This is a genomic window from Niallia circulans (assembly GCF_007273535.1).
Taxonomy (GTDB): domain Bacteria; phylum Bacillota; class Bacilli; order Bacillales; family Cytobacillaceae; genus Niallia; species Niallia circulans_B.
The window spans coordinates 166,572-185,002 of record NZ_RIBP01000001.1 but is presented as its reverse complement, the minus strand read 5'-3'; the positions used below and the strand labels follow the sequence as shown (position 1 = coordinate 185,002).

11 protein-coding genes are annotated in these 18,431 nt (G+C 38.5%); 2 read left to right on the top strand and 9 right to left on the bottom strand.

Going from position 1 to position 18,431, the window contains the following annotated elements; all coding sequences use genetic code 11:
* Positions 1-546 precede the first annotated feature (546 nt).
* The 3 genes from CEQ21_RS01795 to CEQ21_RS01785 all read right to left on the bottom strand — a co-directional run bounded on the left by CEQ21_RS01795 (position 547) and on the right by CEQ21_RS01785 (position 2,429).
* A complete protein-coding gene (locus tag CEQ21_RS01795; protein ID WP_185762984.1) occupies positions 547-801 on the bottom strand; it encodes a hypothetical protein in 255 nt (84 codons plus the stop codon).
* Positions 802-888: 87 nt separating this feature from the next.
* Positions 889-1,353, bottom strand: coding sequence for a YrvL family regulatory protein (locus CEQ21_RS01790; protein WP_185762983.1), 465 nt, complete (start codon positions 1,351-1,353; stop codon positions 889-891).
* Between the two features lie 116 nt (positions 1,354-1,469).
* The gene (locus tag CEQ21_RS01785) at positions 1,470-2,429 is read right to left on the bottom strand and encodes a LacI family DNA-binding transcriptional regulator (protein WP_185762982.1); all 960 of its coding nucleotides are present in this window, start codon (positions 2,427-2,429) and stop codon (positions 1,470-1,472) included.
* 967 nt (positions 2,430-3,396) lie between these two features.
* Between CEQ21_RS01785 and CEQ21_RS01780 the strand changes: the two genes are divergently transcribed.
* The gene (locus tag CEQ21_RS01780) at positions 3,397-5,031 is read left to right on the top strand and encodes an alkaline phosphatase (protein ID WP_185762981.1); all 1,635 of its coding nucleotides are present in this window, start codon (positions 3,397-3,399) and stop codon (positions 5,029-5,031) included.
* A gap of 72 nt (positions 5,032-5,103) precedes the next feature.
* Here the strand turns inward: CEQ21_RS01780 and CEQ21_RS01775 are convergent, their stop codons facing one another.
* The 5 genes from CEQ21_RS01775 to CEQ21_RS01755 all read right to left on the bottom strand — a co-directional run bounded on the left by CEQ21_RS01775 (position 5,104) and on the right by CEQ21_RS01755 (position 16,058).
* Positions 5,104-5,643 carry a GrpB family protein gene (locus tag CEQ21_RS01775; protein ID WP_185762980.1) on the bottom strand — a complete coding sequence of 180 codons (540 nt, stop codon included), beginning with the start codon at positions 5,641-5,643 and terminating at the stop codon, positions 5,104-5,106.
* A 127-nt stretch (positions 5,644-5,770) separates the two neighbouring features.
* Entirely contained in the window at positions 5,771-7,018 is a 1,248-nt protein-coding gene (locus CEQ21_RS01770) for an MFS transporter (protein ID WP_185762979.1), read from the bottom strand.
* Between the two features lie 499 nt (positions 7,019-7,517).
* The gene (locus CEQ21_RS01765) at positions 7,518-9,800 is read right to left on the bottom strand and encodes a glycoside hydrolase family 3 N-terminal domain-containing protein (RefSeq protein WP_185762978.1); all 2,283 of its coding nucleotides are present in this window, start codon (positions 9,798-9,800) and stop codon (positions 7,518-7,520) included.
* Between the two features lie 39 nt (positions 9,801-9,839).
* Complete coding sequence (locus CEQ21_RS01760) at positions 9,840-12,965, bottom strand: alpha-mannosidase (RefSeq protein ID WP_328593449.1); 3,126 nt, start codon at positions 12,963-12,965, stop codon at positions 9,840-9,842.
* 93 nt (positions 12,966-13,058) lie between these two features.
* Positions 13,059-16,058 carry an endo-beta-N-acetylglucosaminidase gene (locus CEQ21_RS01755; protein WP_185762977.1) on the bottom strand — a complete coding sequence of 1,000 codons (3,000 nt, stop codon included), beginning with the start codon at positions 16,056-16,058 and terminating at the stop codon, positions 13,059-13,061.
* A 1,279-nt stretch (positions 16,059-17,337) separates the two neighbouring features.
* On the opposite strand from CEQ21_RS01755, the gene CEQ21_RS01750 reads away from it, so the two are divergent.
* Positions 17,338-17,700 carry a hypothetical protein gene (locus CEQ21_RS01750; RefSeq protein ID WP_185762976.1) on the top strand — a complete coding sequence of 121 codons (363 nt, stop codon included), beginning with the start codon at positions 17,338-17,340 and terminating at the stop codon, positions 17,698-17,700.
* A gap of 147 nt (positions 17,701-17,847) precedes the next feature.
* Here CEQ21_RS01750 and CEQ21_RS01745 read toward each other — a convergent pair whose 3' ends face one another.
* Positions 17,848-18,303, bottom strand: coding sequence for an Imm6 family immunity protein (locus CEQ21_RS01745; RefSeq protein WP_185762975.1), 456 nt, complete (start codon positions 18,301-18,303; stop codon positions 17,848-17,850).
* Between the last annotated feature and the right edge of the window lie 128 nt (positions 18,304-18,431).

Below are 18,431 nucleotides of genomic sequence, written 5' to 3'. Positions count from 1 at the left end.
TAAACCCCTCAACAATTAAGCAGCGTCCCTCTTGTTTTAATACTCTATTGATTTCTTTACACTATGCTTTATATTTTGCCAGAAATAATGTGTTTGGAAAGCAGTGACAGTATCAAATGGTACTGCTGATTGTTTATCCAACAGTGTGACACCATGATAATTAATTCCAATTTCAGCAGTGATTGCATGTATTCCAGTTTTTTTTGTTGGTATCCATTTTAAGGTGTCTGTTATATATTGTATAAAATCATCATTAAGGATAACATGCTATTTACTGTTATCACTTGTATGCTGCCAAAAGCATCTTACATCTGTTGGTTTAGAAATAAGATAAAAGTCGTGCTCTAATGCCATGTATACCTCCGATTTTTTTGTTCTAAGTTCTTACCTAAATACCTTGATTTCAATAATTCTTGTTTATGTAATAAAAATTTTTCTTCCTGCAAGTTCATTTTATTGGCTAAGGATTCCACACCTTTACCTAATAAAAATAGCTCCTTTCAATTAGTAAAGGATCTAACACAAATCATAGAAGGCCAGGGAATCTTATTCTCCCTCCTCCTCATACGGTTTATGTTTAATTTCAATTGTTTTAGTGGCAAAATCTATTGTATGCTGCAAATTATAAACACTGTGCTGGAAGGCTACTGATGCATCATCTAGTGTGAAAATGGCAATTAAATCATTATCAACGTCAATGATGTTGTATTTATGCTTAGATTCGATTTCAACAAATAATGAATATTTTTCATGAAAAATCAAATTCCATTCAGAAGCGAGAGTTACTTGTTTAATTGACATAATAACCTCCAAAATTATAATATAATTCCATTTAATTTAATTGTAGTTCATTATGACTGATGTTGGCAATTAATATTTGAACTGCCGTCACATTTGTTTTTCTTCCTGATTGCTGCTGATATTTGCATCCATTACATAATCTGCTAACGCTAGAATGAATGAAACTATTACCCTAGTGATTGCCTGCATTTCAATTGAATTCATCACATTGTCTAAAAATGAGATAATAATAAGATTTACTAGAAAGGATAATAAAACAAAGGCTGCTTTGATTTGCGACTCGCGCCATTTTTGCGCTTTTGGCATTAATATCCGTATGACATTAGTGAAGAGCTCACCAATTCCTCCTATTAGTAAATATCCAACAATAAACCATAGTAAGGAACCAAAGGAATCGTATTGAACACCCAACAGCCGGAATAGGCCTATGATGCCAAAGAAGTAACCAGCGGTTATCACCCCTAGCACAGTAATTATAATAACGGAGATTATAGCGATAATCATTACTTTTGTTCGAAGCGTCTCTTGCTTAAATGGTTTGTCGTCACTCATCTATATCACCTCAATTGATCCTTTTATGTAATGTACGGTTACTTGGCCAATAAGTTTCGTTTCTCTGCAAGCTGTACATAAAGAAAAGAACTTAAGGATGTGCAGATCCTTAAGTTCTAAACAGTTTCTCTTTCTATTAATTTAACAGAGATTTGCTTATTTGAATTATATCCGTAAAATGCCTGTAAAAATAAATCTCCTCCTAATTCAACAAGCGGTATATCAATAGTAGTAATATTCATCATTTTAGCAATAGGCTCATTATTGAATCCAATAATTGCAAGTTGTTCTGGGATTGATATCCCCTCCTTTTGGCACGCTATCATAATGCCTGCAGCCACTTGGTCACTTGTAATAATTAGTGCGGTTGGTTGGATATCCATGCTTTTCAGTCTCTGCATCACCTTTTCTCCGTCCTCGAAATACAAGCATTCATCCATAATGTAATCAGAATAGAACGGAAGCTTATTTTTTTTCAAAAAGGCCCTGTATGCTTGCTCACGCAAAGAACTATTCGAACCAGTTTTTCTTCCAACACTATAGCCGATACTTTTATGACCCTTTCTATACAAATACTCTAGTGCTTGAAAGAAAATTTCATAATGATTGATAAACACTGAGGGAAGGCTTTTTTCGGCAGTCTTTTCACAAAGAACAATCGTTCCATATTGCATATGTTCTTGAATAAGAGCTAAATCAAGTTTTCTTGAACAAATAATCAAGGAATCTATTTGCTTTTGCTTTAGCATCTGTAATGCCTCAATTTCCTTATCTTCTGCATAATCTGTTTGAAACAATACGAGCTTATAATCGTTTTCTAAAGCCCTTTTAGCAATCCCTTTAAGCAGCAATGCAAAATAGGGCGTGTCAGTGACAGGCAGCACGACACCCATAAGTTGTGTCTTTCCCCTGCTTAAATGAACTGCATTGATATTTCTGTTATAGTTGGTAAATTCAACCGCTTTCAAAACTGCTGTTCTTTTTTCAGCGCTTACATATGGGTGGTTATTTAAAACACGAGATACCGTCGAGACAGATACTCCTGACATTTTTGCCAAATCCTTAATGTTTGTCATTTCCTCACCTTATTTACTTCAATATACTTTATTACGATACTAACGTATGAAACGGGTACCAGGTCAATTCATTAAAAAAAGACCCCGAACAGGCCTTTTGCTAAAAAGAATTTTATCGTTTGTTAGGTTTTGTATTTGAATCCATAAAATAATCATCAAATGATTCAATTGGAGTAACTTCTGTTGTTCCTCCTGATGTTTTTATACAAGCATATGTGCCGCAAAAAATAATGAAACAAAGTAAAATGAGTGCCAACATATCATTCCCTCACCTTCTTATCATTTGCTTAAATTGTAATTTATGAAACGAGTACCAGGTCAAACACAAATTTAAAGTATAAAAGTCTTATTGACTTGAAATGCGTTCCATAATTTATTCTTAAGACAAAAACAGGAAGGCTGGGTCCCCTACATGGAAAATATAAACGGAAAAGTTTTTTTGTCTATACACCATGATAATGCACAGGAATTATTAAACAATACCATCTTTCACTTTACGCAGGACAATGACATTGTGTCTGCAACCTTTTATAGTAAAAGCATTTGTTATGGGGAGCTCGTGGGTTTAGTTAACAAGACGGGGATTCTACATGTAATTATGAATTTATTCTGCACAGATTCTACTTTTTCCAGCGGCACTTGTGATTTACAAATTAAGAAAATGGATGATATCTATATATTATCTGGGAACATAACCATTTCCAGCGAGGAGCAACTTACTAAAGAAATAATCCTCCAGGAAATAACACCTTCCTTAAAATGAGAGCGCGTTCATACATTTGAGTAATTATTCCTATTTTCCCCTTTCCTCGCAAATGTTTACACATTCTTTACAATCTATTAACTTAGTCACTTTATACTAAGAGGCAATTGATGATTAAAGGAGTGATGTACTAATTCTGATAGTCCTAGTCAACATAGCAGAAATCATAGCTAACTTTTAGAAATGAAAGGGGAAACGGTTAACATGAAAATAAATAAAAAGGTTATGGGAATCACTCTAGCAAGCTCTTTAGCAATTGGATCACTTGCATATACATCAGCAAATGAGAAAGTTGAAGCGAAAAAAGAATCACAGCAAGCTAAAAATGTTATTGTCCTTGTCAAGGATGGAGTCAGTTCAACAACTACTACACTTGCAAGATGGTATAAAGGGGAGCCGCTTGCGATGGACGAAATCATGTCTGGCGGTGTGCGTACATATTCTGCTGAATCGGCTGTCACTGACTCTGCTCCAGCTGGAACAGCGATGGCAACAGGTAATAAATCAAACGACAAATTCGTCGGAGTACTACCAGAAAAGATAGCATCACCTGGAGTTGATGCCTCCCTTGCAGATGATCCGCTAAAACCTGTTGCGAACGTATTGGAGGGGGCCAAGCTTAAAGGGAAAGCAACTGGGATTATTGCTACATCAGAAATACAGCACGCAACACCGGCAGCTTTTTCTTCACACGCAACACACCGTACTGATTATGATAGTATCGCTGAGCAACAAGTCTATCAAAATATAGATGTTGTGTTAGGCGGTGGAAAAAACTCACTGGAAGCTAAGAACCGTAAAGACGGTGAAAACCTTGTTGATGTTATTGAGGATAAAGGCTATGACATAATTGAAACACGTGATGAATTATTGAAGTCAAAATCAAACAAGCTATGGGGTACTTTCGCACCAGCAGCATTAGCATATGATATGGACCGTTCGCAAACAAATCCAGATGAACCAACACTTGCGGAAATGACAAAAAAAGGAATCTCCACACTTTCAAAGGATAAGGACGGATTCTTCTTATTTGTTGAAGGAAGCAAGCCAGACTGGGCAGCACATGCCAATGATCCAATCGGAATGATCAGTGATACACTAGCTTTTGATGAAGCTGTCAAAGAAGCTGTCGCTTTTGCGAAAAGAGATAAAAATACATTAGTTATTGCCGTATCGGATCATGGAAACAGCGGAATTTCGATCGGTAACCAAAATACAAATTCTTCTTACCCTGCTACGCCAGTTTCCGCTTATATTGACCCATTGAAAGAAGCGGAAATGACATTAGAGGGTGCATTAAAGCAGCTCAAGAAAGACAATTCAAATGTTTTGGAAGTAGCAGCATTATACGGAATTACTAATCCTACTGCAGACGAAACAAAAGCATTAAACTCATCTACAAACTTAAGTAAAACACTTGTCCAGCTCCTTGCAAACCGCGCAAATCTTGGCTTTACAACAGGTGGACATACTGGAGAAGACCTTTTCATGTATTCATATGGACCAGGCAAGCCGACTGGTTTAATCGAAAATACCGATGTTGCTAAATCTACTGCGACTGCATTAGGCTTCAGCTTAGGCAAAGTGGATAAAGAGGTATTCGTGGAAGCAGAAAGTGCATTCAAAAAAATTGGAGCAAAAGTCAGCATTGATTCATCTGACAAAACGAACCCTGTCCTAGTAGTCAAAAAAGGCAAAACTACAGCAGAAATTCCAGTAAATAAAAATATTGTCACTATTAAAGGCAAGGATAAAGAGTTAAAAACCGTAACCGTTCAAAGCAATGGCAAGTTTTATGTGTCACAGGAAGCTGTTAATATCGTGAAAAAAGGTAAATAAGCTGAGATAATTAAATGCTCCTGAATTCTGGGAGCATTTTTTGGTTTATTAACAAAGGTGAGCGTTAAATGCTTATTTTTCTTCTGATAATATGTTCTCTTTCTCTATTCTAGCAGTTTCTATTATTCTCCTAATGAAAGGTCCTTTTCTCTCCGTGTATGCATATCGATCTAATTTATGTATTAGGGCAAGTTCTTCTTTTAGACAAGCGTATTCTCCTAAAGCTTCAGGATGTAATCGGAGATAGTCGCGAAAGAGTATTTTATCTTGCCATTCAACACTATCGTATTCAAAAATATGCAGATGACAAATTCCCTGCCCCCATGGACCTTTCCTAAAAAATCTTCTATCTGTAAATTCTGGTTTAGGTACATATTCGTACTCAATATCGAGTAAGGAGGGTATCCAGTCAGCTACTTGGTTAAGATTTTGAACTCCAATCATTATATCGATAATTGGCTTAGCCGCTAATCCTTTTATGGATGTGCTGCCTATATGTTCAATTGCTAATGTTATATCTCTTAGTGCCTTTAAAATCCTTGTTTTCTCCCATTCAAATTTAGATTCCCAGTCAGGATTGTATGGATGTAATTCAACAATAGATACTGTCATGTCCCTTCCCCTATCGCAAACATTGTCCTATATTAACAAGCTGAAAAACCTGCTGTCTCCTCGACAACAGATTTTTTAGCTGGATACTTCAGGCGTTCATTAATTAGCTGTTACTTAAATAGATACATTATGATTCAGTAACCACAGCAGGCTCCCCTGCTTCAATTAACGCCTTATTGCGGCTTAAGAAAACCGTTAGCACAAGCATGAATAATCCAGTACCTATTAGCAGCCATTCGATTCTAATAATATCTGCGAGTGGACCGAAAATAAGCATGCCGATTGGCATCATCGAGGTAGAAATCATTCCTAACACGCCAAAAACTCTTCCTAAATATTCCTCAGAGATTTTCTCCTGCAAAAGTACAGTAGTTGGTGTGTTAAAAATCGGCATGGCAATGCCGAAAACTCCCATGAAGATTAAATAGAGCCAAAATGACGGCGCAATTCCGAGTGTTAATGTACATACCCCCATAATGACACTCGCAAGCGTCATCGTGCTAATCTTATTACGGAAGCCGCCCCATGCTGCAATGATACCGCCTCCTGCAATCATCCCAATAGAAAAGGCAAGTTCGACTGCTGTCAACCGCCATACGTCACTGCCAAAGCTGCGGGTAACCTGGAGCGGTGTCAGAAATGCCGCCGGTGCCATTAATACAAAGAAAATCGCAAAGAACACGAAAAACGACTTAAGAAAACTGTGGCTGTTCACATAGCTCAAGCCCTCTTTAAAATCGGCAAAATAGCTTGTTGTCTGTTTTTCCGCTGCCTTTTCATGTACAGAAATTTTCACAAAGGAAAGCATTGTAACAATCGCAATTGCTGCGGTAATGACATCTATAAAGAAGATGATTTCAATGGCTGTAGTTGCCAATAATGCAGCACTTACCATCGGTGATACGAACATGATGATAGCCTGAATGCTGCCATTCACTCCATTAACCTTTGTCAACTTTTCCTTTGGAACAACTTGTGGCAAGATGGCACCAACAGCAGGTGTTTGAATTCCCGCCCCAAAAGCACGAATCGCCGCCATAACAAATAAGAGCCAAATGGAATCAAACCCCATTATAAACAGAATGGCCAGGATTAATGTAGCAAAGGCGATGAGCCCATCAGATAATACAATCAATATCTTTCGATTATACCTGTCTGCCCAAACTCCTGCGATTGGAGACAGAATAAATGTCGGAATAAACCCACAGATGATATACAATGTCATCATCATTCCTGATTCTGTTGTTAATGTGATATGCCACATGATCGCATACTGAACAAGAGATGATCCAAAAAGCGAAATCGTCTGGCTGCTTAAAAACAGTACGATGTTTCTTAGCCAAGATTCATTTTGCTGGTTATTAACTAAGTTCATATTTCCCCACTCATTTCATCTTATATTTTTAGAAATGGTGCTTCACCTACAACCTTAGAAAGGCCTCTGTCCTTACTATAAAAGACAGCAAAAAAGAGGGCAGACTATTCCCTCTTTAAAACTACCCGTCAAATAAAGGCTCCCTTAATAATAGACAGACCATTCCCCTACTCTAAAACATAGGCAGAGCTTCATACGTATTCAATTAACGAATGAATGGTGAGAATCTTAATCTCATGGATGCCGTCAAAAGGAAAACCTCCATTTCCTGTAAAGTTGCTTTTAGCATAACAAAAACACCACCCAAATTCAACCGCTTTCAGGAACAAAAGCGGAAACTTTATAAAGTACGTGTTTATCTGCAAGTTTCTTTACATGAGGTGAAATTCAATTGCAGAAGACCTCAATCTATATCCTCTGAACCAAAAAATAAAAAGCGGACTAAACAGCCTTAAGTTTAGTCCGCTCATTACATGTAATAAAATTTATACACCTAAAATCAACTGACATTTAAGACAGCATTTAAGCAGCTGCGAGGATTACCAACCTCTATTTCAATCTCCCCCTGTTCCACCTTATAAGTGTTTTGGCTGCTGAACACTTGTAACTCCTCTGCTCCAAGCTCAAAGCAAACTTCTTTTGTTTCTCCTGCCGCAAGCCATACCTTCTTAAAGCCTTTTAATTCCTTAACTCTCCTGATAATACTACCAGCCTTCCCTTTTATATAAAGCTGAAGCACGTCATAACCGTCATTATTTCCAACATTTGTAACCTTAACAGAGATACAGAACTTTTCCCCAGCCGCTAGCCTTTCTGCTGTAATTGCTGGTCTTGTAATCTGGAGATTATCATATACGAAATCTGTATAAGAAAGTCCAAAACCAAACGGATATAAAGCATTACCAGACATATCAAAATAGTCCTTCTTGTATCCTCCATCCTTGTAATTATAAAAAACAGGCAGCTGCATGGCAGACCTTGGGATGGAGACAGGCAATCTTCCGCTCGGGTTTACTTTTCCAAATAAAATTTCCGCAATGGCCTGACCGCCCATTTGCCCTGGGTACCATGCGCTTAAGATTGCTGGAGCATGTTCTGCAATCCACGGAATCGCATGAGGTCTGCCAGAAATCAGTACCACGACAACAGGTGTCCCTGTTTCCATTACCCTTTGCAAAAGCTTTAGCTGCAGACCACCAAGCTCCAAATCGGCAGTATCGACATTTTCGCCGCAATCCATCTCTTCCTCACCAGTTGTATTAATAACAGCACCGTTCAAATCAAACTGGGCAGTAAAATCCCTTGCACTTGAACCGCCTAAAACAACAACAGCAACATCTGAGCTTCTGGCAAGACGAACCGCTTTTTCCAGTCCTTCCTCGTTGCCAGAACGAATGCCGCAACCCTGTTCATACACCACCTCTGCGTCTTTTACCAATGAAGCAATCCCCTTGAAGACGGTGCTGACTCTGCTTTCCCTTTGAAACGGTGTATAATCACCAAGCTGATTATAACTGGCATCTGCATTCGGTCCAATGACCGCAATTCTTTTTAACTCCTTTTTCAATGGGAGAATACCATTGTTTTTTAACAGCACAATCGATTGTCGAGCTGATTCCAGATTAATTTTGTCTGCCTGTTCCTCATCTCTCTGTGGTTTCTCTTCCACGAAAGGATTTGCAAACAACCCCATTTTGTATTTAAGTGTCAGCACTCTTCTTACAGCATCATTCAGCTTTTCCTCACTAACAAGCCCTAATTCAACTGCAGAATCTAAAGCAATATACACATCATCCCACAGGCTTATGTCTACACCACTTTCAAGTGCTAAAGCTGCTGCCTTTTCCGTGCTTTCCGTTAAGGCAACTAAATTATCGAGTGCGCAGCCGTCAGCCATAACTGCACCATTAAACCCCAATTCCTCTCTCAAAATTTGCTGAAGGAGATAACCGTTAGCATGGCAGGGAATGCCATCAATTTCATTATAGGCGGCCATGCAGGCAAGGGCACCTGATTGGATAGCCGTTTTCATCGGCGGCAAATGAATTTCCCTCAATTCTCTTTCGCCAATGGAAGCCGGTGCGGCATTTTTGCCACCCGTACCGTTTCCCTGTGCCGCGAAATGCTTTAATACTGCAATCATTTTCCCCTCTTCAATAAACTCAGCTTGCTTCCCTTGCATCCCTTTAACGACAGCCTTTGTTAGCTCTGAGGCAAGAAAAGGATCCTCACTAAAGCATTCCTCTGATCTACCCCAGCGCGGATCACGCAAAATATCCAATGTCGAGACGAGTGCAAGATGAGCCCCTTTTGCACGGACTTCCTCTGCAACAGCTGCCATTAGTTTCTGATGCAGCTCTGGATTCCACGTTGCACCAACTCCTAAATTGACAGGTGTTATCATACTATCTAAGCCTTGATGACCGTGGGAGCATTCTTCTGATAACAGAACTGGTATGCCTAGTCTTGTATTATCCTTGACATATTGCTGGATCATATTGGCTACTTCAGCACTCGCATCCTCTGTTATGCCATTGTCAAAATGAATGGCAGACCATGGATCAGAACGGAATAAACCATAAAGAACACCAATTCCATCCCATCGCTGTACATGTTCTTTAAACTTTTCCGTTAGAACATAGCCAGTGTCTGTTTTTTCGTAGACCTCCCAGCCATACAGCTTTTGATTAACCTGGCCAACCTTTTCCTTTAATGTCATTTTAGCTAATAATGCTTCAACTTGGCTTTTTTCCGTTTCGTGCGCTTGATTAAAATGAACCATTTTCCCACCTGACTCTTATCATTTTATTGGTTGCATAAACTACAGGTTTACGACAATTGTTTTTACTTCATATGGCTTTAATGCTGCCGACAGCTTATTGCCTTCCAGAGAAATATCTGCTTGTTTCTCTTCCAACAAATTTGTTTCATATGCAGAATGAACCTGCTCAGCCAAAGAAAGCTGAATTTGCTCTCTGCCACCACTCGTTTCGTACATTCTTAGCGTAAGACCATTGCCATTCTCAGATTGTTTCACCGTATCAAGAATAACTTGTTTAGCTTCAGTTTTTATGAAGGAATACGAATTTGGAAGACTTCCAAGATGTGCTGTCGACTTTAAAACGACAACAGGGTGGTTCAGTTCATAGCCTTGCTTCACTACTTCAGCTTCTCTCCATTCCCCTTCATGCGGGAAAAGGGAATAGGTGAATTCATGAAGGCCAATATCTGCTCCCTTGTCAGGCCATTTTGGTGCCCGCAATAAGGATAAACGCAATACATTTTGTTTCACATCATAGCCATATTTGCAGTCATTCAGCAAGCTGACACCGTACCCTGCTTCAGACAGGTCAGCGAATCTGTGTCCACATACTTCAAACTGTGCTTGCTCCCAGCTTGTGTTTGAATGTGTCGCTCTCTCTACCGTTCCAAACGGAATTTCATATGTTGCTTTGCTGCTCATCACATCAACTGGAAAAGCAACCTTTAATAATTTATGCTGTTCGTGCCAATCGACTTTCGTTTGAAAATCAATTCGTTTATTGTGGTGATATAAAATCATATCTTGTTCAATAACTGATTGACCAAGCTGCCATTTAAAGCAAATGATATCCTTCGTTGCACCCTTAGTGCTGCTCTGCTCTAAAAGGCTAATCGTTTCTGCTTGCTGTTCTGCAAAGTTCGGATCGATATCCCATGCATCCCACAGCATCGGTCTGTCATGGAAAAGCTGGAACTGATTTCCGCAAGCTCCATCATTCAATACCTCTCGTCGTAAGTTTTTGTCATATAAACGAGTAATTTCTCCGAGTTCGTTCCATTCCACAAGATAATAATCTGTTTCCCAATCGCGTGCAGCTTGCTCTTGTTTATTACTTTGGATATTCTCCAAATCCTGCAGCCAAATGACCTTATAGCCCATTTCTGGGATGGCTGGAACATAAACAGATAGCTCCAATTGACCATCTTCCTTTTGAATTATCTCTGTTGGCAACACTTCGCCATCTTGATTGACGGCACCTTTGCCTGCCAATTCTAACCCTCCAGTGATGCTAACTGTTTCAGCCCTCTCCCATGACAGGCTGTTAAAGATCACAAAAGGTATCCCGTCGCCTTCTGTGTTAATTTGCTGTTCCAGCTCCTGTAATGCAGCATTTCTTACCTTTTCCCCGCATACAAAAATCTCTTTATAATCAGACTCCGAATCAATATATACCTCTGGAATGGATGATCCAGGAATAATATCATGAAATTGATTGAGCAGAAGCAGCTTCCAGCCATGCTCCAATGAAGAATCATGGTTTGCACCTGCAAAGTTTGCAGCGACGCTTTCCCAAATTTCCGCATCTCGGTAAAGAACCTCTGCTTTCCGATTCCATCTTTTGTTGCGGGCATGTGTTGTATATGTTCCGCGGTGAAGCTCTAAGTACATATCACCAACCCATGCTGGCAAGGGCGGATTTTTCGCTGTGATTCCATCAAAAAATTCATGTGCGGTACTGTTGACGACAGAAGGTAAGCCAGGCAAGGAAGCAGACCGATCAACATAATCAATCATTTCCTGCGTAACTCCGCCGCCGCCATCTCCATGGCCGTAAAGCAGCATTTGGTGCGGATGGATGTTTTTTTGCTTATAACTATCCCAATGGCTTTGAATTTCTTGTGGATGTGTATATTCATTTAAGCCATGATTCAAAAAGGACAGGATTCTCGTGCCGTCGATTCCTTCCCAATAAAATAAATCAAACGGAAAAGGGTTCGTATCATTCCAATTCATTTTTGATGTCATAAAGTAATCAATTCCAGCTCCCTTTAACAATTGTGGCAGTGACGCACAATAGCCGAATGTATCTGGAAGCCATTCAATTCTTGGCTGAACGCCGAATTCCTCCTTATAAAACTTCATGCCATACAGCAGCTGACGAACCAAAGCTTCACCTGACGGCATATTTAAATCAGGCTCCACCCACATTCCACCGACAACCTCCCAGCGTCCATCGGCAATATGCTTTTTCACCCTTTCATAGATGTCAGGGTAATGCTCTTTAACAAAGGCATACGCTTGGGGCTGGCTTTGTGCATAAGTAAAATTCGGATTCTCCTCGAGTAGTGTGCTCATTGTTGAGAAGGTTCTGCTGCACTTACGGATTGCTTCCTTAACAGGCCAAAGCCAAGCCAAATCAATATGAGACTGACCTACCATCAGCATTTGTCCGTTCGTGCTGTCAGACAAATCTGCAAGCCTTTCCATTAAAGTTTCTTCTATTTCTGCAACCAACGAAATATCTGTTAACGCTGCTGGCTTTGCGGACAATATTTTCCGTTCCACCTCTGTCAAAGCCGTGATGATAGTGGATTTGTCTATATTACCTTCAGGCAGTAGTTTCGCTGTTTCAAAGTAACACTTCACTGTTGCAAGCAAACTTTGCACAGCGCTATTAACTAAATCAAGACTGCTTTGTAAAAGGGTTAACGGTGGCGGATCAAATTCTGCTGGTTCATTTTGATAATTTAACTCATCAAGGGTTTGGCCGGCATAATTATATAATTCGATTATAATGGTAATTTTTTCTAAATTTCGCGAATCTTCTGGGAAAGGGACGTAATTGCGGTTACGGTCAATTCCATGATGTGGCATGCCATTAATAGAAACGAGCCCCTCATGAAGAGTTCGGCGCCCCTCTGCACTGGAATGGAACGTCAGACCGAATGGACGATTTCTCCAGTTGGCTGGAATCGAAACTTCCTTTTCCAAAAACATCGTGGCACCAGCATCAATCAGCCAATCACCTTCATTAATTAGAACTGTTTCATTTGAGTTAAATTCATATTTACCCGGCTCCACATAAACTCCACGTTTTGCCTGCCAATCCTTCATTTGAATCGATTCTAAAACTTCAAACTTCCCTAAGTGCTGAATAAATCGCTGTATTCTTTCCAGTGACAATGTCTTTCCCTCCTAAGTTAGTATTCTTAAAAATTATAAAAAAGATGGCAAACAGCAATCTATCTGCCATCCTCCTAATTGCTAGTTAGTGGTTTACTTCGACATATTTCTTAGGAAATAATCGGCACTCGCTATTAATGTAGTTTTTGCGCCGTCTGCCATATCCTTCATTTGCTTACTGTTTATTTCATCCTTAAATTTCTTCATTTGGGTTGCTGCTTGCTTTAAACGATCTTCTTCATAATGCTTCTTGGCAGCGTTCAAGACTTTTGTTAATTGCTTTCCAGCTGACTCAGTCAATTCACCACTAGCAACAAAATCATTGATTTTACTATAAAGATCGTCTAAGTTCATTCTGATTACTGTTGTCGCTTTATTACCTGAATAATCCTCTATCACAAATTCAAGGATGCTGTCTGTTGCTTTCGTTTGGAAGGTGAGCTCCTTTAAATGCGTGCGCCCTCGCACAATATAAGGCCTTTTGCCTTGACTGTAGGTCGTATCAAATGTTTTGGCTTCGCCATTTTCATATACATATATATGGTGCCAATCTCTCGTATTAGGTAAATTCCACTTAACAGAATTCCCATCAATAGTGACCTTTTCTGCTGGATACGCTTCTATCGTTTTGTCAAAAAACGTACTGCGATAGCTAATCCAGTTTTGGCTGCCGATTCTTATTTTAAGCTGATATTTATCTCCATTTAGCGGCATATTAGGGAGCGTCACCTCTGTTTTGCCGTTTTTTACGGTGACCGTTTTATTCACTTTCTTTGCATAGTCGAACTCTGTTGCAATATTCACGGTAATTTTCCCATCCACATTTTTGGGATTTTGCCATGAAACGACCATATCACCATTATCTGCTTGAGTTGCTTTAATGTTTTGTACACCCTTTGTTAAATCATATTTCACAACAGCAGGTGCACTTTCTTGACCGTCTTGGCTAACAGCTGTCAGAGAAATATCACCAGATAAATTCTGCAAGTTTTTGATGTAAAATACTTCGTCATAAACGCCGCCAACAAAAACTCCATTGTTATAGACATTGTATTGCTTCACATTCTCATAGTTTTCCAGCTTCCAAGCGATATACATTTCATTCGAGTCACTTAATGCTTCTGTTATTTTAAGCTCAGTCGGAGCCTTCGGTTTTTTTATCGAGCCATCACTTATTTTCACTTGCCCGATATTCATCTGATAATCAGCTATCTGTTCTTGTTCTCCATTCGCAAACACAATCCCAAATGCAGCAAGCTCTTTGCCTGCATATTTGGACAGGTCAAGATTTGCTGTTACCCAGCCATTCGTTTTTTTACCGGAATTAGGCACTTCCACTTTCACTGCCTTTTCAGGATTATCTTTAAAGAATAAGCCGATACTCATAACTGATGAATCATCTTCAGATGGTTTGTTATAGGTAATTGAAAACTTCGAGCTCTTTTTCACTTGTAAATCGGTTTTATAAAGATGCAATAGGTTTTCGGCATCCAATGAACCATTCACAACAAGCGAGCTTCCGCCATTAAAGGCACCAACCTTTTGATAGCTGTATCTTGCCCCTGTATTGTAATCAGGACCAAAATCAAAATCTGCCTGCAGCGGTGTTCCAGTTGTATCCATCCACCATTGCCATGTGACCGGAATGTCTTGAATATTAATATTTGACCATTCATCTTTATTGCTTAGCTTGCCATTTACATAGTAATCTAAGCCTCGGCCCATGTTAAAGTTGGACACAAAGTTAGAGCCTTGAATGACACTGCGCTCAGCTATATAGGAAGCAACACCGTCCCAGTTATCTCCTTTTGCTGCAACATCTGTAAGCTTAGCATCTGCGTTTCTGCCTGGGTTTGTTGGGTCAAGATTAGGACCGCTCCACCATGCTCTGTCACGAATAAAAGACATCCATTGGTAGTCACTGTTATTACGTCGATTCGTATCTTCTCCGCCCAGATCCTCATCCAAGGCATGATGAGTAAAGTCAGATCCGAGCATAGCAATACTATTCATCGGCTTTTTGTTGCTGTCCAAATTATTTCGTAAATCATTGCGCTGTTTATTAAATCTGTCTCCACCTGCTTCAACACCTGCAAACACAGTTTGTAAAGGATCTAATCCTAAGCTTTCTGCATGGGCTTTAGACTTCTCCAGCTTTTGTTTATTCCAAAGATAGTTTAAGAAAATTGAGTCAGTCAAAGTGCCGTATTTTGAATCCTTGACAAACGGACTATTGACAGCCGTGAATTCGTTCTCATATCTTGTTTTGCCTGTTGTATTATCAACTGAATCGTACCACTGCACATATAGGCCGCTTTGTTTAATTGCCTTTAAAAACTCTTTATATACAGGAATATCCTTAACAGCAACCCCTGCACTTGCTTCCTCCTGATTAAAGAAATAACCATCATACCCATAGTATTCCGCCATTTCAACGAGCTTTTCAGCAACAGGGAATTTGCCGTCCTTGTCTTTAACAAACATTTGTGAATATGTCTGTGGTCCCCTATCATTATCTGAGAAGAAAATAACCGCGAGTGATTTAACCCCGTTTTTATGGGCTGCATTCGTATAAGCAGGATTTGGAATATTTAATGCCCCAAATTCAAACCATCTTTCATACCATGGAAGGCTCGGATTATATAAATAATCTGGAACATCTGCTGACGCTGTTCCATGCCAATACGAATAATAATCGACATACTGCCAGTACGGAAACGTATATTGACCAAACTTATTCGTATATGCCGTACTGTCCAAAAAAGCATTCCCATAGTCACCAGCAAGATTAAACATTTGCGTATCCGCGCTTATCTCCGGGTTTGCCTGTGTAGCAGCAAATGCTTGATTTCGCTCTTGTAACGGCACTCTCGACCTAAGCATGTCAGCATTTTTATCTGTTTCTGGTGTCCAATCTAAAATGTGATTCACCGTATATCCATGCTGTGTCGGCTGATTCAAACCAGTTGCACTTTCACCAGTAAATGGAAATGTATCCCCCGCCAATGCCGGAGACAAGCCTGCCTGCAGCATAAACAGCATTATAACCGTGACGATTAGTGTCTTTTTCGTTTTTCTCCATTTCGAAAACATCCATATGCCTCCCTTATTTGTAACGAATGTATGTAATAACAAAAGAAGTTAAGGATTGCTTTCTGCATTAATCAATAGCTGCCCATTAAGATTGAATGAGTGATCGCTTCACCTCCATTCACACATATTGTTTACACCAGCTATAAAACAGGCAAAATGTAAGCCCTTCCATTATTTTATCAGGCATAATCTTCGCATCCTATTGGTAAAAGCATAGATTCATTGGTTAAAATAAAGAACAGTTTTACTTGAAACGGAATCACAAAAAAAAGTGCCCGCTGACTCTGACACTGAGATAGGTTATTTGTTTAACAATAGGCGTAATGCATAAATTATACTTTCTACTTTATATTGTGTACCCGTTTGAAATGTTAGACGACTTAAGCAGTAGGGACAATATCTAGTTAGCAACTATAACATTAGGACTTAAGAAAACTAGAGATGAGAATTTAGAGTAAGATGATGATAAATCATATAATCAAAATCATACGAACAATCGTTCTTTTTTTGTGTATACTCCACTCTAATGATTAACTTTACAAACTGATATGTAACTAAAATAATGATATTTAAGTAGATACCACCTACTCTTTTTTGATTTTCCCTTTTGCATACCTATAGCTAATAATCAAGAGAGCAGGACTGATGGACAAATTAGAATACTCGAAACAATTGTATTAATTGGAGATAACGTTTTTAAAGCTCAAACTATTGCGTTTACGCCGATGAACTTGCGTCTATTTACATCTCTAGTTTAAGAACTTTGGTACAAAGACTTCTTTCTACCAAAGTTCTTTTAGTTTAATACTTTTATACACCTTCTTCTAATAGCACCTTAAACATCCCATATTTCCGACTGTATTTATATCCTTTTTAAATTGGGTAATCGTATTCTTGACGAGCCTCCCAAGAAATAATCAGTGAAATATTCATTATCTTTACTAGCATTGGTACTAACTAAGGTTAGTCAAATCTGTGTTGAATTCTTCTTCAGAAAGGTCATTTAATTCCAACTTGTATTCATTATTAGTTTCTACGCCTGTATCATTTACAATATCAATTACATCATCACCAATTCCCCCCTGGAAAACAACAGGAATCTCAATTTCAAATTTATTATCCTGGTCACCTACATAAAGCAGTTGCTATCATCGAACCATTATGTATTAATTGGTCTTCTTCGGATTTGTTTAATAAAAATTCCTTTCCCTTCTAATAAAAGAATATTTCATACAAACTCTGTCAATCCTTGTTATAACAACCATTACGGAGGAAATGTATGAATGCTATTTATTTTATAAATGAACGGATATCCATAGAGGGGTTATCGAAAGAAGATAGTGTAAGCCTTCAAAAAGAGCATTTGTTAAATTATATCCAAACAAATAACCTTAATATTGTTAAACCAAATCTCTATCAAATTAATGATTATTACACCATCCACCACGCACTTTTATACGATTTGGAAAAATTCGAAATAACGAAAGTAGATTATCTGCTATATTACTCCCAAGAAGTTATGAATGACTTTATTTACATTTATCCAGATTATTGGTCTTCATTAAAAAGCCACTTCAATTCTGTGATTTCTATAAAGATGCTACATACTTTTGAGGAAGATTCAAATTCATTAATTAGTTAATGAAAAAAACAACAGGATTATTTTATAACTCCAAGTCTTTTCTTCATTCCTCATATTCTCTTTCTTTAGGGAAGTAATTAAAAAAATGCCAACATACAATGTATCGGCATCCTTAAAAAGAAAGAAATAATATTATTGTTTTTATACTTAGTCTAAATTTGATAAAAGTTGCTCGTATGTCTTCTCTATTAGGAGAGTAGAATTATCTTTAACTTGTTCCATAGAACTAATAAAATGTTCCACTAATGAATCATCCACTAGAGCAATTGGTTCTGGAAAGTACTCTACACCCTCCTTTTCCATTGCTTTTCGACTTGTATAAGCAACTGTGTCAATAATACAATTCCATGCAGCGATATCTTTCTCATTATCGGACATCTCTTGAATAATTGTGATTCCATTCTCTTCATCATCCAATAGATCATAAAGTTCGTAACCAATTTCTTCTTCGTTTTTAACCCATTCCAAACTTTTTGAAATAGCATTTTGTGCTAGCTGTCTATCTTCAAGTTGTGAAAAGTCGTTTAAAATTTCTTTTGATAGCAAAATAAAAAAGAGTACTTTCTCTTCATCTGTTAAATGGTTAAATGTATGTTCTTCCATAATAACCCCTACTAATCTCTACTCTATATTGTGAGCATCGTTTTATTGAATATAACCTATCACGAATGATGAGGATTTAAGTCTATCATGTTTTAGAATGCCTCTTTTCATTGTTTGTTTCCTATGTT